The 20560-nt window shown below is 72.7% G+C and carries 23 protein-coding genes; 10 read left to right on the forward strand and 13 right to left on the reverse strand.

Annotated features, from left to right (window positions below; translation table 11 throughout):
• Nucleotides 1-10: 10 nt before the first annotated feature.
• The 6 genes from MLV88_RS19785 to MLV88_RS19810 form a co-directional block, all read right to left on the reverse strand.
• Complete coding sequence (locus MLV88_RS19785) at nucleotides 11-436, reverse strand: SRPBCC family protein (RefSeq protein ID WP_242334628.1); 426 nt, start codon at nucleotides 434-436, stop codon at nucleotides 11-13.
• Nucleotides 433-759 (reverse strand): ArsR/SmtB family transcription factor, encoded by a 327-nt coding sequence (locus MLV88_RS19790; RefSeq protein ID WP_242334631.1) that lies wholly within the window; start codon nucleotides 757-759, stop codon nucleotides 433-435. Before MLV88_RS19790 ends, MLV88_RS19785 begins: the two co-directional genes overlap by 4 nt.
• 157 nt (nucleotides 760-916) lie before the next feature.
• Nucleotides 917-1102 carry a hypothetical protein gene (locus MLV88_RS19795; protein WP_242334634.1) on the reverse strand — a complete coding sequence of 62 codons (186 nt, stop codon included), beginning with the start codon at nucleotides 1100-1102 and terminating at the stop codon, nucleotides 917-919.
• A 358-nt stretch (nucleotides 1103-1460) separates the two neighbouring features.
• Complete coding sequence (locus MLV88_RS19800; protein ID WP_243338430.1) at nucleotides 1461-2255, reverse strand: SDR family NAD(P)-dependent oxidoreductase; 795 nt, start codon at nucleotides 2253-2255, stop codon at nucleotides 1461-1463.
• A 127-nt stretch (nucleotides 2256-2382) separates the two neighbouring features.
• Nucleotides 2383-3771 (reverse strand): pyridoxal phosphate-dependent decarboxylase family protein, encoded by a 1389-nt coding sequence (locus MLV88_RS19805; RefSeq protein WP_243338433.1) that lies wholly within the window; start codon nucleotides 3769-3771, stop codon nucleotides 2383-2385.
• 107 nt (nucleotides 3772-3878) lie between these two features.
• On the reverse strand, nucleotides 3879-4739 hold the full coding sequence (locus MLV88_RS19810; protein ID WP_243338436.1) for an aldo/keto reductase: 861 nt from the start codon (nucleotides 4737-4739) through the stop codon (nucleotides 3879-3881).
• Nucleotides 4740-4951: 212 nt separating this feature from the next.
• Between MLV88_RS19810 and MLV88_RS19815 the strand changes: the two genes are divergently transcribed.
• The gene (locus tag MLV88_RS19815) at nucleotides 4952-5494 is read left to right on the forward strand and encodes a YgjV family protein (RefSeq protein WP_243338438.1); all 543 of its coding nucleotides are present in this window, start codon (nucleotides 4952-4954) and stop codon (nucleotides 5492-5494) included.
• Nucleotides 5495-5514: 20 nt separating this feature from the next.
• Here MLV88_RS19815 and MLV88_RS19820 read toward each other — a convergent pair whose 3' ends face one another.
• Entirely contained in the window at nucleotides 5515-5802 is a 288-nt protein-coding gene (locus tag MLV88_RS19820) for a hypothetical protein (RefSeq protein ID WP_242334648.1), read from the reverse strand.
• Between the two features lie 230 nt (nucleotides 5803-6032).
• Between MLV88_RS19820 and MLV88_RS19825 the strand changes: the two genes are divergently transcribed.
• Nucleotides 6033-7226, forward strand: coding sequence for an MFS transporter (locus tag MLV88_RS19825; protein ID WP_242360519.1), 1194 nt, complete (start codon nucleotides 6033-6035; stop codon nucleotides 7224-7226).
• Between the two features lie 62 nt (nucleotides 7227-7288).
• Here MLV88_RS19825 and MLV88_RS19830 read toward each other — a convergent pair whose 3' ends face one another.
• The 4 genes from MLV88_RS19830 to MLV88_RS19845 all read right to left on the reverse strand — a co-directional run bounded on the left by MLV88_RS19830 (nucleotide 7289) and on the right by MLV88_RS19845 (nucleotide 9688).
• Nucleotides 7289-8170: a hypothetical protein gene (locus MLV88_RS19830; protein WP_242334654.1), complete on the reverse strand. Its 882-nt coding sequence runs from the start codon at nucleotides 8168-8170 to the stop codon at nucleotides 7289-7291.
• A gap of 132 nt (nucleotides 8171-8302) precedes the next feature.
• Complete coding sequence (locus MLV88_RS19835) at nucleotides 8303-8899, reverse strand: TMEM175 family protein (protein ID WP_243338440.1); 597 nt, start codon at nucleotides 8897-8899, stop codon at nucleotides 8303-8305.
• Between the two features lie 135 nt (nucleotides 8900-9034).
• Nucleotides 9035-9268, reverse strand: coding sequence for a hypothetical protein (locus tag MLV88_RS19840; RefSeq protein WP_242360522.1), 234 nt, complete (start codon nucleotides 9266-9268; stop codon nucleotides 9035-9037).
• Between the two features lie 84 nt (nucleotides 9269-9352).
• On the reverse strand, nucleotides 9353-9688 hold the full coding sequence (locus MLV88_RS19845; protein WP_242334661.1) for an ArsR/SmtB family transcription factor: 336 nt from the start codon (nucleotides 9686-9688) through the stop codon (nucleotides 9353-9355).
• A 136-nt stretch (nucleotides 9689-9824) separates the two neighbouring features.
• Here MLV88_RS19845 and MLV88_RS19850 point away from each other — a divergent pair, with 136 nt between their 5' ends.
• From MLV88_RS19850 to MLV88_RS19865, 4 genes are all read left to right on the forward strand, one after another.
• Nucleotides 9825-10250, forward strand: coding sequence for a DoxX family protein (locus MLV88_RS19850; protein ID WP_243338442.1), 426 nt, complete (start codon nucleotides 9825-9827; stop codon nucleotides 10248-10250).
• Nucleotides 10251-10454: 204 nt separating this feature from the next.
• Entirely contained in the window at nucleotides 10455-11087 is a 633-nt protein-coding gene (locus tag MLV88_RS19855) for an outer membrane beta-barrel protein (protein WP_243338444.1), read from the forward strand.
• 105 nt (nucleotides 11088-11192) lie between these two features.
• Nucleotides 11193-11558 carry a VOC family protein gene (locus tag MLV88_RS19860; RefSeq protein WP_243338447.1) on the forward strand — a complete coding sequence of 122 codons (366 nt, stop codon included), beginning with the start codon at nucleotides 11193-11195 and terminating at the stop codon, nucleotides 11556-11558.
• A 209-nt stretch (nucleotides 11559-11767) separates the two neighbouring features.
• Entirely contained in the window at nucleotides 11768-13135 is a 1368-nt protein-coding gene (locus MLV88_RS19865; protein ID WP_243338449.1) for a sodium-dependent transporter, read from the forward strand.
• 46 nt (nucleotides 13136-13181) lie between these two features.
• Here MLV88_RS19865 and MLV88_RS19870 read toward each other — a convergent pair whose 3' ends face one another.
• Entirely contained in the window at nucleotides 13182-14117 is a 936-nt protein-coding gene (locus tag MLV88_RS19870; RefSeq protein WP_243338453.1) for a transporter family protein, read from the reverse strand.
• 393 nt (nucleotides 14118-14510) lie between these two features.
• Between MLV88_RS19870 and MLV88_RS19875 the strand changes: the two genes are divergently transcribed.
• On the forward strand, nucleotides 14511-15050 hold the full coding sequence (locus MLV88_RS19875) for a hypothetical protein (RefSeq protein WP_243338455.1): 540 nt from the start codon (nucleotides 14511-14513) through the stop codon (nucleotides 15048-15050).
• A 210-nt stretch (nucleotides 15051-15260) separates the two neighbouring features.
• Here the strand turns inward: MLV88_RS19875 and MLV88_RS19880 are convergent, their stop codons facing one another.
• Nucleotides 15261-16469 (reverse strand): glutathione-independent formaldehyde dehydrogenase, encoded by a 1209-nt coding sequence (locus MLV88_RS19880; RefSeq protein ID WP_242353015.1) that lies wholly within the window; start codon nucleotides 16467-16469, stop codon nucleotides 15261-15263.
• A 274-nt stretch (nucleotides 16470-16743) separates the two neighbouring features.
• Here MLV88_RS19880 and MLV88_RS19885 point away from each other — a divergent pair, with 274 nt between their 5' ends.
• Genes MLV88_RS19885 through MLV88_RS19895 form a run of 3 tightly spaced genes read left to right on the forward strand, consistent with a single transcriptional unit; the run spans nucleotide 16744 to nucleotide 20558 of the window.
• A complete protein-coding gene (locus MLV88_RS19885; RefSeq protein WP_243338457.1) occupies nucleotides 16744-18696 on the forward strand; it encodes an FAD-dependent oxidoreductase in 1953 nt (650 codons plus the stop codon).
• Entirely contained in the window at nucleotides 18693-19193 is a 501-nt protein-coding gene (locus MLV88_RS19890) for a QcrA and Rieske domain-containing protein (protein WP_242334688.1), read from the forward strand. Before MLV88_RS19885 ends, MLV88_RS19890 begins: the two co-directional genes overlap by 4 nt.
• Before the next feature lie 9 nt (nucleotides 19194-19202).
• Nucleotides 19203-20558 carry a cytochrome b gene (locus MLV88_RS19895; RefSeq protein ID WP_242334691.1) on the forward strand — a complete coding sequence of 452 codons (1356 nt, stop codon included), beginning with the start codon at nucleotides 19203-19205 and terminating at the stop codon, nucleotides 20556-20558.
• The last annotated feature ends 2 nt before the right edge of the window (nucleotides 20559-20560 follow it).

A 20560-nucleotide genomic window follows, 5' to 3' on the forward strand; every position in this document is an offset into this window, starting at 1 on the left:
TGCTCGCCGCCTACCGCTTCACGAATCGGTCGGCCATCGCGCCGAGCACGTACTTCCAGCCCTCCGCGTGCATGCGGCCCATCTCGTCGTCCGGGACGTTCGTGTGCCGCAGCGTCACCTCGGTGTCGCTGCCCCGCGCCTCGAGCGTGACGGTCACGACCGACTCGACGCCGCGCGTCGCCTCCGACATCCAGGTGTGCTGGATGCGCCTCGCGCGCTCGAGCGCGACGAACCGGCCGTAGTGCGCCCAGGAGCGGCCGGCGTGATCGACGGAATGGTAGAAGAGGCCGTCCACGACCGGGTTGATGATCGCGCGGGCGGTCCCGTACCACGGGCTTCCCGGGCTCCGGTGGTCGAGCCAGACGTCGTAGACCTGCGCCGGGGTCGCCGGGATGGTGCGCTTCACGGTCAGCTCGGTGGTCTTGATCTCGTTCATGATCGCTTCCTCTTCTCCGCGAAGAACGCCTCCATGCGATCGAGGCGCTCGGTCCAGAACTGCTCGAGCTTCGAGGCCCACCGCACCACCTCGCGCAGCGGCGCCGGCTCGAGCGCGAGCGTGTGCTCGCGGCCGCGACGCGTGCGACGGACCAGCCCGGCGCGCTCGAGCACCTTGATGTGCTTCGAGATCGCGTTGAGCGACATCGCGAACGGCGCCGCCACGTCCGTCACCCGCGCCGGCCCGCGCGCCAGCTGATCCAGGATGGCCCGGCGGGTCGGATCGGCGACCGCGGCGAAGACGATGTCGGATCGGTAGTTCAACCTGACGGTTGAATATGGACGGGGCGCTGCGGTGTCAAGGGCACGTGCGGGAGGCGGCCGCGATCAGGGGTCGACCGGCGCACGAGGCCGGGATCCTGAACAAAGGTCCCGGCCCTCGGTGATTCTGGCCCGCTCCGCGACAGGTCGACTGTCGCGATCAATGCCCCTGAAACCGCGCGTAGGTCACGCCATCCCAGGTGAGGACCTGGCAGGCCGGGTCGAAAACTCCGGCGAAGGTCCTGCCGCCCGACCGGCCCGTCACGGTCAGTCCCGAGCACGTGTACGTACCGGACTCGCTGACGTCGGAGTGGTCGTAGACGAAGCTCCCGCTCGCGAAGCTCACGGCCCAGCTTCCGAGGACCGGCCCATTCGGCCCGAGACCGACTTCGTGCTGCTCGATCGACCTGAACGCGGCGCTCTCGATCGCTGCGCAGGCATCCGCGAAGGGGCCTCCCGTGCAGGCCGCGTCGGCCGCGCCTCCGTCGGTGTGCGTCGCGGCGCGACCGCAGGCGACGGCAAGAAGCAGGAGTACACGTGGAGCTCGCATGACTCAGGGTAAACGAAAGGCGCGAGCCGCGTCTATTCTCGACGGCCGCCGACAGCGGTGCGCGTGCTTCGTGCGACAGCGGATTACTCTCGTATACCGTACGCTCCCCATCTTCCGCGGGGAGGCCCGTCTCACCACGGCCGGAATGGCCGATTCACACGATCGCTCGAACCACGCCGCCATCCACGCGCAGGGCCGCGCCGTTGGTGGCGCTGGCTTGCGTGCTGGAGACGTACACGATGAGGTGGGCGGCCTCCTCCGGGGTGGCGAAGCGCTGGAGCAGCGACGTCGGCCGCGCCGTCGCGAAGAACTGCCGCTCCATCTCCTGCTCGCCGATCTTCCGCTCCTGCGCGAGCTGCCGCACGAACTCGACGACGCCCTCGGAGCTCGTCGGGCCCGGGAGGACGGCGTTCACGGTCACCCCCGTGCCCCGCGTGCGCTCGGCGAGCCCGCGCGCCACCGCGAGCTGCGCGGTCTTGGAGACCCCGTAGTGGATCATCTCCACCGGGATCTGGAGCGCCGACTCGCTCGACACGAAGACTATCCGGCCCCAGCCCCTCGCGAGCATCCGCGGGAAGTGGTGGCGCGCGAGGCGCACGCCGCTCATCACGTTCGTCTCGAACATCCGCATCCATGCCTCGTCGGTGATCTGCTCGAAGGGCACCGGCTCGAAGACGCCCGCGTTGTTCACGAGCACGTCGACGTCGGGGACAGCGCGGACGAGCGTATCCACCCCGGCGGCGACCGACACGTCCGCGGCGACGCCGCGCACGCGCGCCTGCGGCTCCGCGCGGAGGATGGCCTGCACCGCTTCCTTCACGCGGGCCTCGGTGCGACCGTTCACGATCACCTCGGCACCTTCGCGTGCGAACTGTTGCGCCGCCGCGCGGCCGATGCCGGCGGTGGACCCGGTGACGAGCACCCTCTTTCCGGCGAGTCCGAGATCCATGAAATCTCTCCTCCCGACCTGATCCTGGAAGCTTCGGCGTCGGCGACACCCAGCCCTTCACTGTCCGTTAGGCCACCCGACCGCTTCCCGTATGGCCGAGGGCCATGGCCGTCGCGGTCCCCTGCCGTCACGCTCCGCGGGTGGGCCCTCGCTCCCCTGCCCCCGCCGCCCTCCGCATCGCCTCGAGCGATCGCTCCACGTCCTCGTCCGTGGTCGCCCACGAGCAGACGCTGATCCGCATGGCGGTGTGGCCCTGCCACACGGTGCCACCGCACCAGCAGGTGCCGTCTGCCTGGATCGCCGCGATCACCCGCCGCGTGCGCTCCGGCTCGCCGAAGGACACCAGCCCCTGGTTCAGCGCGACCTCGTTCAGCACCGTGTATCCCGCCGCGGCGAGCCCCTCGGCGAAGCGGCGCGCGTGGCGGCAGCTCCGCTCGATGAGCTCCGCGAGCCCGGTACGCCCGAGCGCGCGCAGCGCGGCCCAGACCTCCACGCCGCGCGCCCGGCGCGACAGCTCCGGCGTGTAGTCGGCCGGGTCCCGCTCCGTGCCTACCGGCAGGTACGCGGCGGTCATGCCCATGGCGGCGCGCAGGGGAGCGCCGTCGCGGACGAGCGCGAGCCCGCTGTCGTACGGCACGTTCAGCCACTTGTGCGCGTCGGTCGCCCAGGAGTCGGCGGCCTCGAGGCCGCTCGCGAGCGCCGCGCGGCCCGGGGCGGCCCGGGCCCAGAGGCCGAAGGCGCCGTCCACGTGCACCCACGCGCCGGCCTCGTGCGCGCGCGGCACGAGCTCGGCGAAGGGGTCGAACCCGCCGGTGTTCACGTTGCCCGCCTGGAGGCAGACGATGGTCGGCCCGGAGAGGCGAGGCAGCGCGTCGGGGCGCATCCGGCCCTGCCCGTCCACCGGGACGCTCACGACGCGGTCGCGCCCGAGGCCCAGCATCGCGAGGGCCTTCATCACGCTCGGGTGCGCCTCGGCGCCGACGACGACCGCGATCTCCGGCGCGCCGAAGAGGCCCCGCGCCTCGACGTCCCACCCCGCCCGCGCCAGCGCGGCGTGCCGTGCGGCGGCGAGCGCGGTCAGGTTCGCGACCGTCGCGCCGGTCACGAACCCGCCGGCCGTCCCGGGCGGCAACCCGAGCGCCTCGACGACCCACCTCAGCGCGACGTCCTCCAGCGCGGCCGTCCCGGGCGTCACGTCGCGCCGGGCCGAGTTCTGGTCCCACGCCGTCGCGAGCACGTTCGCGGCCACCGTTACCGGGAGCGCCCCGCCGATCACGAACCCGAAGAAGCGCGGCCCGGCCATGGCCATGGTGGCCGGAGACACGAGCGCGTCCAGCTCGGCGAGCACGGCGCTCGGGTCGCTCGGCTCGGCGGGCAGCGCGCGGTCCAGGGCGGCGAGCCGCTTCACCGCCTCCGGAGCTGGCGCCACCGGGCGCGTCCGGAGCTCCCGGAGGTACGCCGAGGCACGCGTGGCTGCGTCCTGCAGGAGACTGCCGGTCACGTCGTCGCGATCCACGGTTCCCTCCTCGCGCGCCCGCGTACGCGGGGCCGCATGCGCGCCCGGAACGAGGCGCGACGGACTGGAGCGGTGACATGTTCGCGAGCGCCCGCCTCGTCAAGGCTTCACAGCACCTCGAGTGGTCGCTCCTCCTCCGGCGGCGGGAAGGCGCCGTCCAGCTCGGCGAGATCTTCCCGGGTCAGGCGGAGGTCGAGCGCGGCGCGGTTCTCCTCGACGTGCGCCGGGGTGCCGGCCTTGGGGATGGCGTTCACTCCGTCGAGCCTGAGGATCCAGGCGAGCGCGATCTGCGCCGGCGTCGCGCCGTGCCGCTCGGCGACGGCGGCGAGGGCGGCGTCGTCGCGGAGCAGGCGCCCCTGCTCGTAGGGCGAGTACGCCATGACCGGGATGCCCCGCGCGCGGCACCAGGGCAAGAGGCCGAGCTCGATGCCGCGGCGAGAGAGGTTGTAGAGCACCTGGTCCGCCTGCACCTGCGACCCGCCCGGCACGCCGGACAGCTCCTCCAGATCCGGCACGTCGAGGTTGCTGACGCCCCAGTGCCGGATCTTCCCGGCCTCGACGAGCTCCTGGAAGGCGAGGACGGTCTCCTCGAGTGGGAACGCGCCGCGCCAGTGCAGGAGGTACAGGTCGATGCGGTCCGTCCCGAGCCGCCGCAGGCTCCGCTCGCAGGCGGCGATCGTGCCGGCGCGCGAGGCGTTCGTCGGCAGCACCTTGCTCACCAGGAAGACCTCGTCGCGCCGCCCGGCGATGACCTCCCCGACGAGCTCCTCGGCGCGTCCGTCGGCGTACAGCTCCGCCGTGTCGATGAGGGTGAGGCCGAGGTCCAACCCGAGCTCGAGCGCGGCCCGCTCCGTCGCCCGGAGCGACGGGTCCTCGGCCATGAACCACGTGCCCAGCCCCAGGACAGGAATCCGCTCGCCGAGCGGGAGCGCGATCGTTCGCACGCCGGACACCGATGGCGCTGGCATGCCGAGACGATCGGCTCGCCCTCGCCGGGAAGCAACCAGCAGCGGGACTCGAGGCCCAGCTGCTCGCGGATCTCGAGGGTCACGTGCTCGCGCGGGCGCGTTGCGCCTCCGGCGGCGCGGTGGCAGCATTCGCGCCCCGGCCCGGCCGGGCGACGCACGCGCGATGCCCGCGCGACCGTGCGCCCCGCGGTCCGGTCGAGGAGCTTCGCGACATGCACCCGTTCTCCCCGGCGCAGGTGGTCGGGTACGTGGCTCTCGTGCTGGGGGTCTCCGGCTTTCTCCAGCGCGACGACCGCCGCCTGAAGCTCCTCGTCGCGAGCGAGTGCTTCGTCTACGTCGTCCACTTCACGCTGCTCGGGCGCCCGCCGGCCGCCTCGAGCGCGCTCGTCTCCGGCGTCCGCACGCTCCTCTCGGTGCGGTTCCGCTCGGCCTGGCTGGCCGCCGCGAGCGTCGCCGTGAACGTGGGCCTCGCCGTGGCGCTCTCGACCCGCGGCGCCGGGTGGATCCCCGTCGTGGGCTCGAGCCTCGGGGCGATCGCGGTGTTCACGATGCGGGGCGTCCCGATGCGGCTCGTGCTGCTCGCGAGCACCTCGCTGTGGCTCACGAACAACGTCCTCAGCCGGTCCCTCGGCGGCACCGTGCTCGAGTCGCTCATCGCGGCCACGAGCATCTCGACCATCCTCCGCATGACCCTCGCGGAGCGCGCGGCAGCCGCCGAGAGCGCGCGGTCCGGGGCGGAAGGCGCGACGCCGTGAAGGGTGCGCGACCGCTCAGGTCACGCCGCGCGTCCGGGGGGAGGCATCGGCCCGCGCTGGACGGGCACCTCGTCGCTCGCCCGGGTCGCCGCGACCGCGCTCGACACCGACACGGCGCCGAGCAGGACGACCATGCTCGTCAGGGCGGCCTGGAGGACCAGCGCCTCGACGAGCACCACGGTGCAGATGGCCCACACGCCCAGCAGCAGCGCGAGCCCGGCGAGCTCGCGGCTGAGGAGCGCGTCCGCCACCGTGCGGCGACGGATCTCGGTGATCCCGTTGGAGCGGTGGCGAATTCGATAGCGCACGGCGCCTCAACACTCCGCTGGCCGCGGGATTCCCGGCGAGCCGCGCAACCATATCCGCCTCGAGCCGACGCCGCTCGTGCCTCTTCCCCGCCCTCCTGGAACATGCTGTCGCGCCGAGGGATTCGGCAGCGGGAAGTCAGGCGGCCCCCCGCCAGGTCTTCCGCAGGGCCGGCCCGGGCGTCACCTCCACCCACATGCGCCGCCGCGCTGCGGTATGTCTGCGGGCCTCGATGAGCGCCCCCGTCCGCCGACTCCTGTGGCTCCTCGCCGGCACGGCCGGCCTCACCGTCGCGAACCTGTACTACAGCCAGCCGCTCCTCCCGATGATCGCGGCCGAGCTGCACGTCGCGCCCCGCACCGCCGGCCTCGTCTCGACGGCCACGCAGATCGGGTACGCGGTGGGCATGCTGCTCCTCGTCCCGCTCGGCGACGGGCACGAGCGGCGGCGGCTCATCGTGGCGATGACGGGCGCGGTCAGCGCGGCGCTCGTCGCCGTCGCGGCCGCGCCGGGCCTCGGGGCGCTGCTCGCCGCGAGCTTTCTCCTCGGCGCGACGACGATCGTGCCGCAGCTCGTGGTCCCGTTCGCCGTCGCGGTCGCCGACCCCGCCGCGCGCGGCCGCTCGGTGGGGCTCGTGATGAGCGGGCTCCTCGTCGGCATCCTCCTCTCGCGCACGGTGAGCGGTGTGCTCGGCGCGCACCTCGGCTGGCGCGCGACGTACGCGGGCGCGGCGGGGACGATGCTGCTCCTCGCGGTCGCGCTCCGCTTCGTGCTCCCGGCGCAGGAGCCGCCGTCCCGCGCGCGCTGGGCGGACCTCCTCGCCTCGCTGCCCCGCCTCGTGCGCGAGGAGCCGCTGCTCCGGCGGCACGCGCTCCTCGGCGCGCTCGCGTTCGCCGCGTTCAGCGTGTTCTGGACCACCCTCGCCTTCCACCTCGCGCTCCCGCCGCTCGGCTACGGCTCCAGCGTCGCCGGGCTCTTCGGCGTGGTGGGGGTGTCGGGCGCCATCGCCGCGCCGGTCGCGGGCCGCCTCGCCGACCGCCACGGCTCGCGGGTCGTGAACCTCGGCGCGATCCTCGCGGTGCTCGCCTCGTTCGGCGTGCTCTGGCTGGGACGGACGAGCCTCGCCGGGCTCGCCGCGGGCGTCGTGCTCCTCGACTTCGGTGCCCAGGCGAACCACATCTCGAACCAGACCATCGTCCTCGGCCTCTCGGCCGAGAAGCGCAACCGCATCAACACCGTCTACATGGTGACCTACTTCGCGGGCGGCGCCGCCGGCTCGACCGCCGGCGCGTGGGCGTGGAGCGCCGGCGGCTGGTCCGCCGTGTGCGCCGCCGGGGCGGCGTTCTCGGCGATCGCGATCGTCGCGTGGGCGACGGTGGGTCATCGCCACGCCGTCGCGGCCTCCGAGGCGGTGGCGAGGGGCTAGGAGCAGAGCCCGACCGGTGCCGGACCCCTGCGCGGTCGACGGCGCTCGCCTCCCGGCCGGCCTCACCTCGCCCCGGCCACCGCCTTCAGCGCCTTCTCGATCGCGTCGGGCGCGCAGCGGATGTTCATGAAGCTGTGCGAGCCCATCATCTTCAAATCAGGGAAGTTCACCGCGATCCGGAAGCGGGCGTAGAGCGCGCGCACGTCACCGCCGGTGACGAGGAGCTCGTACGGCAGGTGCCCCGTGGAGCGGAGCGGCTTGGAGTCGATCTCGTTCATGATGCGGGCGTCGCCCGAGCAGCCGTCGGAGAGCGCCACGCCGAACACGGTCTGCGTGCCGCCGGGCAGGTCGATGCGGTAGACCTTGCTCGCGCCGCCGCGCCGCTCGGCGAGCCCGGCCTCGATCGCCTTCACCGCCTCGTCGTGGCTCGCGAAGTGGCCGAGCTTGGACGGCTCGTCGAAGTACTCCATGCCGACCATGTAGTGGTACTTGCGCAGGTCCTTCGCGCTCTTGCCCTCGGAGGGCCCGTACTCCTCGGCCCGCCCCAGCGCGCCCTCGAGCGAGGCCGCGACGGGAGCGAGGTCGCCCGGGAGGCGATAGGCCGCCGCCATGTACGACGGGTTCGTGTAGGCGACCTGGACCTCCTCGCCGACCTTCGTGATCGTGACGCGCTGGGCGGCGGCATAGCCGCCGGACGGCGTCTTCGCAGCCTCGGACTTCAGGCTCTCGTTCGTCACCGCGAGGACGAGGGCCCCGGGGTACGGCGCGTAGCTCCCGGCGATCTCGAACCCCGCCGCCTGGAGCTTCTGCCGGGCGGTCCTCGCCGCGCCGTCCACGTCTCCGGGCGCGCGCGAGGCGAGCACGAAGGGCTTCATCGTGGGGTCGGCCGCGAGGGCCGGGGAGGCGAGGAGGAGCAGGCTGGCGAGAGCGAACCGGTGGTTCATGGGTGGGGTCCTTTGGCGGCGGCGCCGCGCGACCGTGCGATCGGTCGATCGAGCTTGAGAGCCAGCGCGTGCCGCGACGATTCCGGACAGGATGTCGCACCGCGGGCACGCCAACCGCTTCGAGCCGACGCCTCAGGTGGCGCTCTCCCTCGGCGCGTCGAGCCGCCGCTCGATCCGCCTGTCCGGGATCAACCAGAGGATCGCGACGAGGACGTAGAGCGCGTACGAGAGCCACGGGTGGACGAACGCGAGCCCGATCCCGAGCGCGTAGAAGAAGGGCGAGGTCTTCCCCTTCCAGTCGCTCCCGATGGCGCGGGCGAGCGTCGAGCCGGGGCCCTCGTGCGCGACGATCGAGCCCTGCAAGAGGAAGTACGCGATGGCGGCCAAGAGCAGCACGCAGCCGTACACCGCCGCCGGCCACGGCTCGCTCGGGCTCTCGCCCACCCAGCGCGTCGTGAACGGCACGAGCGAGAGCCAGAACAGGAGGTGCAGGTTTGCCCACAGGATGCGCCCGCTCACCTGGTGCGTGGCGTGGAGCATGTGGTGGTGGTTGTTCCAGTACAGCCCGACGTACACGAAGCTGAGCACGTAGCTCAGGAACACCGGCACGAGCGGGCGTAGCGCGGAGAGGTCGTGACCTCCCTCGGGGACGCGCAGCTCGAGCACCATGATCGTGATGACGATGGCGAGCACGCCGTCGCTGAACGCCTCGAGCCGGGTCTTGCCCATGCGTCGTACTTAACCCGCCGCGAGGGCGGCGCGCCGCGCGTGCCGTTCGCCGGGCTCTTCGTGGCCGACACGCCGATGCCCCGCCTCACGGTGGTACTGGACGGCGGCGGTGCTCGCGGCCTCGAGCGGCGCCGCTCACGCCGCGAGCGGCAGGCTCTTCTCGAGCGCTCCCGTCTCGACCCCGACCAGCTCCGCCGCGTCGCGCGCGGAGAGCCGCCGGCGCTCGACGAGGACGCGGCCGGCGAAGACGCGCGCCTCACGGGCGCGGGCCGCGTCGCTCAGGTAGAGCGAGGCGTGCAGCGCGCGACGCGCCTCCGCGGGCACGGCGGGATCGACGAGCAGCATCGGGACGAGGGACCAGGTGTTCATCGCATGCTCCTGGCCGCTCTATTTAAATCGACGTCCGTCGATTTCAACCGAAACGCCTGCCGCGTGAGGCCACCTCCGGTCCGCTCAGCGGCCGCGCGCCCGTCGTTCCGCGGGCTTGGGCCGGCTCGCGCCCGAGAGGGTCCGCACGCGCAGCGCGTCGAGGTACGCCTCCATCACGTCCCGCCGGAAGCGGTAGTAGGCGAAGTGCCCGTCCCGCCGCCGCTCGAGGAGCTGCGCGTTCACGAGCTCCTTCAGGTGGTGCGACACCGTGGACTGGCAGAGCGCGGCCGACTCGACCACGGACGAGCACGGCACCTCGCCGCCCGCCGCCGCCGCGCGCTCGAGGATCTCGCAGCGCTGCGGATCGGCGAGCGCCTTGGCGATGCTGCAGAATTCTTCGTCGGTGAGCCCGACCGGCATGGTGACGCCCCCCCGGCGGGTATCGATAACCGTCGATGATTCGCGAGTCAAGGCGCACCTTGGCCGGCGCGTGTGGGAGACCGCGTCGCCGCCGAATAGGCTCGCCAGGCGCCGGCCCGGCGTTAGGTATCGGGCCATGGACACCCGTGCACTGGCCGCGACCGCGGCGCGTCTCGAGACCCCCAGCTACTCCGCGCTGCGCTTCGTCGCCGGCGCGATGTTCATGTTCCACGGCTCCCAGAAGATCCTCGGCTGGCTCGCCGCCGGGCCCGGCCCCGCGGCCGGCACGCAGCTCTGGTTCGGCGGCCTCATCGAGCTCGTCGCCGGGGCGCTCATCGCGCTCGGGCTCTTCACGCGCGCCGCGGCGTTCCTGGCCTCGGGGACGATGGCCGTCGCCTACGTCCAGTTCCACTGGAAGCTCGCCCTCTCCGACTTCGCCTGGCTCCCCGCCGTGAACAAGGGCGAGCTCGCCGCGCTCTACTGCTTCCTGTTCCTGTACGTGACCGCGCGCGGGCCCGGGGCGGTCTCGCTCGACGCGCTGCGCGGATCGCGCGGCCGCTGACGCGCCGGCGGCTGTGGCTCGATCGCGTGACGTGGCGGGGGTGCCGCGCCCGTGCGCCGGGCTCACGTGCGAGGACGTGGCCGGCGAGCCCACACCGCGCGGCCGAAGCCGCGGAGATCGCTCGTGAGCCGATGCACGATCCGTCCGTGGCACGCTGGGTGAATGACGGGGCCGCAGCGGTTACCACCTCACGAGGAGAGATCCATGCGCAAGCTGCTCCCTGCCTTGTTCGCCCTCACGCTGCTCGCTGTCCCCTTCGCCTCGCACGCCCAGGTCTCGCTCGGCCTCAGGCTGGGCTACGGCCCCGCCCTCGGGGACGCCGCGAAGGACTCCAGGATGTCCGACGGCATCAAGAGCCAGATCCCGATCCAGCTCGACGCCACGTACGCGCTGACCCCGAGCTTCGGCCTCGGCGGCTACGTCTCCTACGGCTTCGGCCAGATCGGGGACGAGTTCGCCCAGCTCTGCGATCAGGTCGACTGCTCCACGCGCGTCGTCCGGGCCGGCGTGCAGGGCATCTACAGCTTCGCGCCCATGGGGCAGCTCCGGCCGTTCGCGGGCGTGGGGGCCGGGTACGAGTGGGGCAGCATGACCGCGGAGGCCGGCGGCCAGAAGGTCTCCTTCTCGTTCCGCGGGTTCGAGCTCCTGAACCTCACCGGCGGCGCGGACTACGTGGTGAGCCCGCAGCTCGCGGTCGGGCCCTACATCGGGCTCAGCCTCGCGCGCTACTCGAACACCTCGATCGACGACGGCACGCAGACCATCTCCGGCGAGATCGACCAGAAGGCGATGCACGAGTGGCTGCAGTTCGGCATCCGTGGGCGGTTCGACCTGTAGGCTCTTGCTCGCGCTCCCCCCCGGCGCGCCGGTGGGGGAGCGGGCCTCCACGAGTGGCGGCGGCGCACCGCCGCCTTCGCTAGAATCGTCCGCACCGGAGGTGACATGCACAAGAGCAGGCTCTGCGCGGTGACGATCGACTGCGAGAAGGGGGATCTCGACGTGGCCTCGCGCTTCTGGTCGGGGGCGCTCGGGCGTCCCGAGCGCGAGCGCGAGGGGAACTACGTGACGCTCGAGGATCGCGACCGGCTCATCGTGCTGCTGCAGCGCGTCGATCATCCGAGCAGGGTTCACCTCGACCTCGAGACCGACGACATGGAGGCCGAGGTCCGTCGGCTCGAGGGGCTCGGGGCGAAGCGGGTCGCGCAGGTCCGGACCTGGTGGGTGATGGAGGCGCCCACCGGGCAGCGCTTCTGCGTCTGCCGCCCGCAGCGCGGGCCGCTCGGGGACGACGCGAACACGTGGCCGTGAGCGGCGCGGCCGCGGGCGGGCTCACGCGCCGCCGCGCTCTTCCCTGCCTCGGCCTCGAGCTCGCGGCGACGGGCGTCCTCCGGGCAGAGCAGCGCCGTCGTCGATTTCCTCGCGCGCCGCCCTGCGCCGTGTCCTCGCTCAAGATCGACGGGTCCCGGCGGTGTTAGATGGGCGGGCCGAAGCCCGGCCCATCCCCGCCGAGGAGCCGCATGTCCGCACCGAAGACCGCCAGCCGCGACGCTTTCGCCTCGACCCTCGGCGCCTTCGCCGCCACCGTGGGCTCCGCGATCGGGCTCGGCAACATCTGGAAGTTCCCCTACCTCACCGGCTCGAACGGCGGCGCCGCCTTCGTGCTCACCTACCTGCTCGCGGTCGCGCTCGTCGGGATCCCGGTGATGGCCGTGGAGCACGTCATCGGCCGGAGGATGCGGCTCGACGCCGTGCGGGCCTATGGCCGGGTGGTCCCCGGCCAGCGGTTCTGGGCGGCGATCGGCTGGGCGGGCCTCGCCTCGGCCCTGCTCATCATGGCGTTCTACACGGACGTCGCGGGCTGGGTGTTCGCCTACGTCTTCAAGTCGGCGGGTGCGTTCGTCTCCGGCAGGCCGCTCACCCCGGAGACCTTCGGTGCACTCGCGAGCGGGACCTGGGAGCCCATCGCCTGGCAGGCGGTCGTCCTCGTGGTCACGACCGCCATCATCGCCGCCGGCGTCTCGCAGGGCATCGAGAAGGTCACGAAGACCCTCATGCCCCTCCTCTTCGGCCTCCTCCTCGTCTGCGACCTGCGCGCCCTCACGCTCCCGGGCGCCTTCGCCGGCGTCTCCTACCTGTTCAGCCCCGACCCCTCGAAGATCACGGCGAGCGTCCTGCTCTCCGCCCTCGGCCTCGCCTTCTTCAAGCTGTCGCTCGGCATGGGCACCATGACGACCTACGGGTCCTACATGCCCGACCAGACCCGCATCGTGCCGAACGCGACCCGCGTGGCCCTCGCCGACACGCTCGTGTCGCTGCTCGCGGGGCTCGCCATCTTCCCCGCGGTGTTCGCCTTCGGCGGCACGCCGGCCGGAGGCCCCGGGCTCCTCTTCAACACCATCCCGCTCGTCTTCGCCCGGATGCCGCTCGGCGGGCTCTTCACGGCGCTCTTCTTCGTCCTCGCGGCGATCGCCACGATCGGCGCGATGGTGAGCCTCATGGAGGTCCCGGTGGCCTTCTTCGTCGAGAAGGGCCACGTGCGCCGCCCGGCCGCCGCCGCGATCACCGGCGGCACGATGTTCGCGCTCGGCGTCCTCGCGACGCTCTCGCAGGGGCCCGTCCTCGGGGACGTGAAGCTCTTCGGCAAGACCTTCTTCGATCTGTTCGACTTCCTCTCCTCGAACGTGCTCCTCCCGGTGGGCGGCCTCGCCATCGCGATCGTGGGAGGGTGGCTCGTCTCGCGGAGCGCCTTCGTGGAGGAGCTGAACAAGGGCCACTCGGCGGCGAGCTGGTACGACCGGACGTTCTACGCGTTCATCCGGTTCGTCGCGCCGGGGCTCATCCTGCTCATCCTCCTGAGCAGCCTCGGCGTGATCCGGCTCTCGTAGGCGTCCTCGCGCCGGCGAACCCGCGCGAGAGCCCTCGCCGCGCGGCTCAGAGGAGCTGGTACTGGACGCCGGTGACCACCGAGGGGAGCTGGTTCTGCTCCCCGCGGAAGCGCTTCAGGAACGGGAGCTGGCCTCGCACGAACAGCCAGGCCTCGCCGAGCACCTTCAGGTAGACGCCGGGCGACGCCGACAGCACGGTGCCGCCCGTGTTCACGACGGCCTCCCCGCCGGCCTCGTCCGCCGCGGCGTGGCGGCCGTCGAGGCCGAGATCGAGCGCGAGCCGCCTCGCCGGAAAGTACTGACCGTGAAAGCTCCAGAGCAGCGCCCGGCCGTAGCGGTAGCCGGCGCCGTTCTCGGTGCGGAGCCGGCCGGAGAGGCTCCCGAAGGCGAGCCAGCTCCCCTGCTCGAACCGGTAGCTCGCGCCGGCGAAGGGCCCCCAGGCGCCGGTGCCGGGCTGGCCGTGCTCGTCGATGCGCTCGCCGCCCGAGCGCAGGCGGTTCGGCCCGGTGGGCATCGAGGTCCCCGCGGTGAGCGCCACCTCCTGCACCCGCCCGACGCCGAGGTTCACGCTCCGAAAGGCTGCATAGCGCGCCGCGAGCTCCGCGTCGCCGAGGCCCGTCGCGTCGGAGGTGGCCGTGGACGCGCCGCGGCCCACCGCCTCGATGGCCTTGTGGACGAGCGGGAGCGTGCCGGTCAGCGAGAGGCGGTCCGTCGGCCGGTACACCGCGTTGAGCCGGAAGGACCACTGGGTGAGCTCGTCGGTGAGGGCGGGATCTGCCTCGTTGCCGGCGTCGACCCGGAGGTACTCGGAGTCGAGCTGCAACCGGAAAAGGCCGGTGATGGCGGCCGGATCGCTCGACGTGAGCAGCGGATCTCCGCAGGCGCACACGGAGCAGGCGCGCGCGGGGAGGGCTGCCGCCAGGCCGGCCGCCGCCAGGGCCGCGAGGCAGAGGCGCGCGGTGAGTGGATGGAGGCGCCCCATTTCGGTCCCTTGGCGATACATCCCCTCCTCCGATCGGCGCGCGTGCCCGGTGTCACCAGCGAGCCGCAGGCTCGGCGAGCGCAGGACCGGGTGTAATCGGCGCTCGCTCTCGACGCTGGGCCGCAGGGGATCGCGCAGCGGTGAACGAGCCGTCTCACCGGTCTCCGGGCGCCGCGTGAATAGACGAAGGACGGGCGCGTCTGTTCTCGGAGCCCGAGGCCTTCCGACCTGCGACGATCCGTCTGGCCCCGGATGGCCCTTTCCGGGATCCAGCGCAGGCGATTGAGGGTGGTTTACTCGCGGTCTCTTTGGCCCCACCTGGGCCGCCCTGGCGGTCGTGCTTGGTTCACCCAGGGAGCGATGACGCTCCCGCACTCGGAGAGGACACAGACGATGACGAAGAGGATCGCAGTCACGCTCGCGTTCGCAGCGCTGGTCGGCTTCGCTGCCCCGGCTCGCGCCCAGGAGACCGGCAAGGCGAAGGCCGACGCCGCCGCGGCGCGCGCCAACGCCGCCGCAGCGCACGCCGACGCCGCTGCCAAGAAGGCCGACACGGCCGCGAAGAAGGCCGACGCGCAGAGCGAGGCCGCCGCGAACAAGGCCGAGGAGAAGGGCGAGGCCGCCGCGGCGAAGACCGAGAAGGCCGCCGAGACGAGCGCGGTGGCCGGCGAGAAGGCCGGAGAGGCGAAGGCCAAGGGCCACGAGACGGCCACCACCGCCAAGGCCAAGGCGAAGACCGGCAAGGCCAAGGGCGTCTCCAAGGCCAAGACCGGCAAGGCGAAGGGCGAGGCGACCGCTGCGGAGGCCAAGGCCAAGGGCGAGGAGAAGGCCAAGGCCGCGCAGGAGCGGATCGAGACGGAGCCTGCGCCCGCCCCCGCTGCGCCTGCTCCGGCTCCTGCCCCGGCGCCGGCGCCGCCCGCGACGAAGCCGTAGCCCGGCCCAGCGCCCGCGGTACCCCGACGACCCGGCCATCCGCCGGGTCGTCGGCGTTCGAGGCGGTTCGTGCCCGGAGCCCTCGCGCGCGACGACTCCGCGCGAGGGGCTCGCCGCTCCTGCGCCCCGCGGGCTCGCCGATTCCCGCCCTCCGGGCGGAGGGCACGGCGCGCGAAGCGTCTTCGGATCGCGCGCCTCGATCGGTGGCGTTCAGCGCGCCGCTGCCTCCTGGCCCGGCTTGATGAGGACCTTGGTGTAGCCGGGCTCGCGCCGATCGAACTTCCGGTACGCGTCCGGCGCCTCGCTGAGCGGGATGCGCCGCGACACGATGAAGCTCGGCTTCGCCCGGCCGGCGATGATGAGATCGCGCAGCACGAGGCTGTAGTTCTTCACCGGCGTCTGTCCCATGCCGAGCTGGATCCCCTTCTCCCACAGCTTGCCCCACGGCAGCGTGTAGGCGCCCTGCTTCGCCGCCTTGTCCTTGCCGCCGGGATCCTCGGGCAGGAACACGCCGATGATGCCGAGCGCGCCGGTGGGGTTCACGACCTCGACGAGCTGCTCGGTGAGCGACGTCGGGTGCTCCTTGCTCGGATCCTCGAAGTCCTTCGCCTGGTAGCCCACGGCGTCGATGCCGCACATCACGCCCGCCATCTTCTCCTCGCCGCGGCGCATCGCCCCGCGCACGAGCGGGTTCGCGAGCCGCATGCTGCGGATCTGCTCGGCGGGCGGCCCCTTGCGGAAGTCGATGGCGATGGCGCCGATCTTTTGCGCCTTCTCGAGCCGCTCGGGGATCGCGTCCACGACGTACACCTCGGCGGCGCCGCGCAGCATGGAGCTGTACGCGGCGAGTAGGCCCACCGGCCCCGCCCCGAAGATCGCGACGGTGGAGCCGGGCTGCACCCGCGCCATCTCCGCCGCGTGGTAGCCGGTCGGGAAGATGTCCGAGAGGAGCAGGAAGTCGTCCTCGAGCTCGTCGCCCGGCTTGCCCGGCAGCTTGATGCAGTTCGCCTCGCCCCACGGCACGCGCAAGAGCTCCGCCTGACCGCCCTTGTACGGGCCCATCCCCACGTAGCCGTAGGCGGCCCCGGCCGCCTCGTCGTTCGTCACGAGGCACGCGCTCGTGTAGCCGCGCGAGCAGTTGAAGCAGGTGCCGCAGGCGATGTTGAAGGGCAGGACCACCCGATCGCCCTTCTGGAGCTGCTGCACGGCGGTCCCCACCTCCTCGATGACCCCCATGTTCTCGTGGCCCATCACCACGCCCGGCTCGGCGGCCGTGCGCCCCTCGTACATGTGCAGGTCGCTGCCGCAGATCCCGGCGGTGCTGATCCGCACGAGCACGTCCGTCGCGCTCTCGATCCGCGGATCCTCCACCTGCTCGACGGACACCTTCCCCGGTCCCTTCCACACCACCGCGCGCATGTGTGACCTCCTGGAAGACTCGAACTTCGGCACGTGAGGCGCGGCTGGCATCGGGCCGGGGGCCGTCCGGCCCCACGCCGCGGCGCTCTCGCCCGGCACGGCCCCTCGGCGGCCGACGCCGGCGTGCCGCTCCGAGAGTGCGCGCTGCGCGGCGTCGTGCCACACCCGAGCCGACGAGCCCAGCCGGAGTGACCGGGCGTCCTGACGTCTACGATGGGGAGTGCCCAGCAGGATGAGCCGCCCGGCACGGGGTCGCGCGGAGAATTTCCCACCGATGGGGATCACTGCGCGGATACCCGGGCTGCGCGACTGGCAGGAGCAGGTGAAGTGCCAGGCGGGCTGCCCCGTCGCCACGGACGCAGGGCGCTACGTCCAGCTCGTCGCCGAGGGACGTTACGAGGAGGGTTACCTCGTCGCGCGCGCCCCGAATCCGTTCGCCTCCGTGTGCGGCCGCGTCTGCGCCGCGCCGTGCGAGGAGGCCTGCCGGCGCGGGAGCGTGGACGCGCCGATCACCATCCGCGCGCTCAAGCGGACCGTCTGCGAGCGTCACGGCGTCGAGTCGATGCACCCCGAGACGCAGAACCGCCTCCGGACCGAGCCGATGCGGGAGGGGAATCGCTACGCCGGGCACCTGCCGGTCGAGCGCGTCGAGGCCCCGCCGGCCCGGCGGCGGCCGAAGGTCGCGGTGATCGGTGCGGGCGCGGCGGGGCTGTCCGCAGCGCACGACCTCGCCCTGCTCGACTACGAGGTCACGGTCTACGAGGCGTCGCCCGAGCCGGGCGGGATGATGCGCTACGGGATCCCGGAGTACCGGCTCCCGCGCAGCCTGATCCAGGCGGAGATCGACGCGATCCTCTCGCTCGGCGTCACGCTCCGGCTGGAGACGCCGCTCACGCCGGAGCGCGGCCTCGCGGCGCTCCGCGCCGAGGGGTTCGAGGCCGTCTTCCTCGCGGTCGGCGTGCAGAAGGGGCGCGAGCTCCAGCTGCCGGGCGTGGAGCTCGACGGGGTCGTGAAGGCCATCGACTACCTCCTCAACGCCAACCAGGGATACCGGCTCGACCTGGGCCGCCGGGTGGTCGTGATCGGCGGCGGGTTCGTGGCGTTCGACGCCGCCCGCACCGCGCTGCGCGTGAGCCGCGAGGAGGAGCTGAAGGCCCTCTCGGACGAGGCCGGCGGCGAGGCGGACGCGCGCCTCAAGGAGGCGCTCGACTCCGCGCGCGAGGCGCTGCGCGGCGGCGCGACGGAGGTCACGATCGTCTCCCTCGAGGCGTTCGAGGAGATGCCCGTCCTGCGCACCACGCAGGGCCACGAGGAGTTCGAGGAGGCGCAGCGCGAAGGCGTCCGCTTCCTGCCGCGGCGCGGCCCCAGGCAATTCCTCGGCGAGGGCGGCAAGCTGCGCGCGGTCGAGCTGCGCAAGGTCCTGTCGGTGTTCGACGAGGCGGGACGGTTCGCGCCGCGCTACGACGACGCGGACACGACGACCCTCCCGGCCGACGGCTGCATCCTCGCCATCGGGCAGCGCGCGGACCTCTCGTTCCTCCACCCGGAGGACGGCGTCGAGCTCACGCCGGGCGGCACGATCCGCGTGGACCCCGGCACGCTCGCCACGTCCGCGCCGGGGGTGTTCGCCGGCGGCGACGTCGCGTTCGGGCCGCGGAACCTCATCGAGGGCATCGCGAACGGCAAGCGCGCCGCGCGGTCCATCCACCGGTACCTCGCCGGGGAGCGCGCCCGGCTCGAGACGCGGCTCGACGTCGAGAAGATCCCGACCCGCGACTACCGCATGATCGCCGGGTTCGAGCTGCTCGATCGGATGCCGCCCCCCACGCTGCCGGTGGACCGGCGCACCGGGATCGCCGAGGTCGAGGTCGGGTTCTCGGAGCTCCAGGCTCGGCAGCAAGGGGCGCGCTGCCTCGTCTGCCACGTCCAGACCATCTACGACCCGGAGAAGTGCGTCCTCTGCAACCGCTGCGTGGACGTCTGCCCCGAGTACTGCCTCGCGCTCGTGCCGCTCGACGAGGTGGAGCTGCCCGAGGCGGAGCGCGCCGAGGTGGTGGCGCGCGCCACGGCCGGCGGGCTGCCGCTCTCCGCCATGCTGAAGGACGACACCGCCTGCATCCGCTGCGGGCTCTGCGCCATCCGCTGCCCGACGGACGCGATGACGATGGAGCGCTTCACCTTCACGGAGCGCTGGACCGCGGCGGCCGCGCCGGAGGGGACGCCATGACCTCGGATCGCAGGGAGTTCCTGAAGAAGCTCGGGATCGGCGTGGGGCTCGCCTCCGTCGCCGGTCAGGGGCTCGCGTCGCTCCGCTCGCTCGTCCCGAACGTCTCCTACGACGCGCCCACGGTCGTGAAGCTCGGGATCCCCGCCGAGTTCCCGGAGGGGATGAAGTTCCTGCCGGAGCAGCGGCTGTTCGTGTTCCGCGAGGGCAATGTCTTCCACGCGATCTCGGCCGTGTGCACCCACCTCGGCTGCACCGTCCGCGCGGAGGCGCTCTCCTCCCCGGTGGTGAAGAAGGTCGGCGGCACCGAGCTCCGCCTCACGCACCGGTTCCTCTGCCCGTGCCACGGCTCGCAGTACACGGGCGACGGCCAGAACGTCGCCGGACCGGCGCCGCGGCCGCTCGAGTGGTGGGCGCTCTCGATCGCGCCCGACGACGGGCAGCTCGTCGTGGACCTCGCGAAGCCGGTGGAGCGCAGCTTCCGCCTCACGACCGCCTGAGGAGGCGCCATGGCCGTCCTGCCGACCGTCCCGCCGGAAGCGCCCCGCACCGCGCCGGGCGTCCACCTCCGCCGCCTGTGGAGCGTGCGCCCCGCCTCCGATCGCGAGGCGGGCGACGCGATCGTCGCGAACTTCATCCTCCACTGGTTCCCGGCGCGCTCGCTCAAGGAGTCGATGGAGTGGCGCTACTCGCTCTGGCTCGGGACCATCTCGACCGCGCTCCTCGCCCTCCTCGTCGCGTCCGGGATCCCGCTCCTGTTCCTGCACATCCCGTCCGTCGAGCGGGCCTACGGGTCCGTGAAGGACATCGAGAACGTCGTCACGTTCGGCTCGTGGATGCGCGCGGTGCACCGGCTCGGCGCGCACCTCATGGTGGCGACCGTCTTCCTGCACCTCGTGCGGGTCTTCCTCACCGGCGCCTACAAGAACGGGGTCGGCCGCGGCCAGAACCGTGAGTGGAACTGGGTCATCGGCGTCGTGATGTTCCTCGTGACGCTGTTCCTGTCGTTCACGGGGTACCTGCTCCCGTGGGACCAGCTCGCCTACTGGGCGGTCACGGTCGGCACCAACATCGCCTCGGCGGTGCCGCTCGTCGGGGCGCAGATGCGAGAGCTGCTCCTCGGCGGCCGCGCCATCGACCAGCCGACGCTCACGCGCTTCCACGTCCTGCACGTGATCGTGCTCCCCGGCGTGCTCGGGGTGCTGTTCGCCTACCACATGTGGCGCATCCGCAAGGACGGCGGGCTCGCGCGCGCCGATCACGCGACGCGGCTGCCCGCCCCCGCCGAGGTGCCGGCGGAGCGCACCCGGACCAAGACGTACTCGCTCCTCGGCGTCGCGCGCGGGCAGGGACCGCTCATCCGCGCCTCGTCCGTCGAGCGGCCGGAGACCACGGTCAGCTCGGTCCCGGAGCTCACCCGCCGCGTCGCCCTCGTCATGCTCGGCACCGTCGCGGTGATCTCGATCCTGGCGGTGTTCGTCCCGTCGCCGCTCGAGGAGCCGGCGAACCCCCTCGTGACGCCCAACCCTGCGAAGGCCCCCTGGTACTTCCTCTGGCTGCAGGAGATCGTCACCGACACGACGATCCGCATCGGCTCCTTCACCGTGAACGGGGCGCTCGTCGGCGGCGTCATCCTGCCCGGCCTGCTCGTCGCGCTCCTCGTCGTCTGGCCGTGGCTCGATCGCAGCCCGGCCGCGGCGGCGGGGCGGTGGTTCCCCCGGAGCCGCCGCACCCAGAACGCCGTGTTCCTCGTGATCGTCGCCATCGTCCTCCTCCTCACCATCGTCGGCACGTTCTCTCGCGGCCCCTACTGGCACCTCTACTGGCCGTGGCAGGCCTGGCCCGAGATGCCGACCCGGTTCTGACC

Origin of the sequence: Anaeromyxobacter soli, assembly GCF_022808855.1 — a bacterium.
GTDB lineage: Bacteria > Myxococcota > Myxococcia > Myxococcales > Anaeromyxobacteraceae > Anaeromyxobacter > Anaeromyxobacter soli.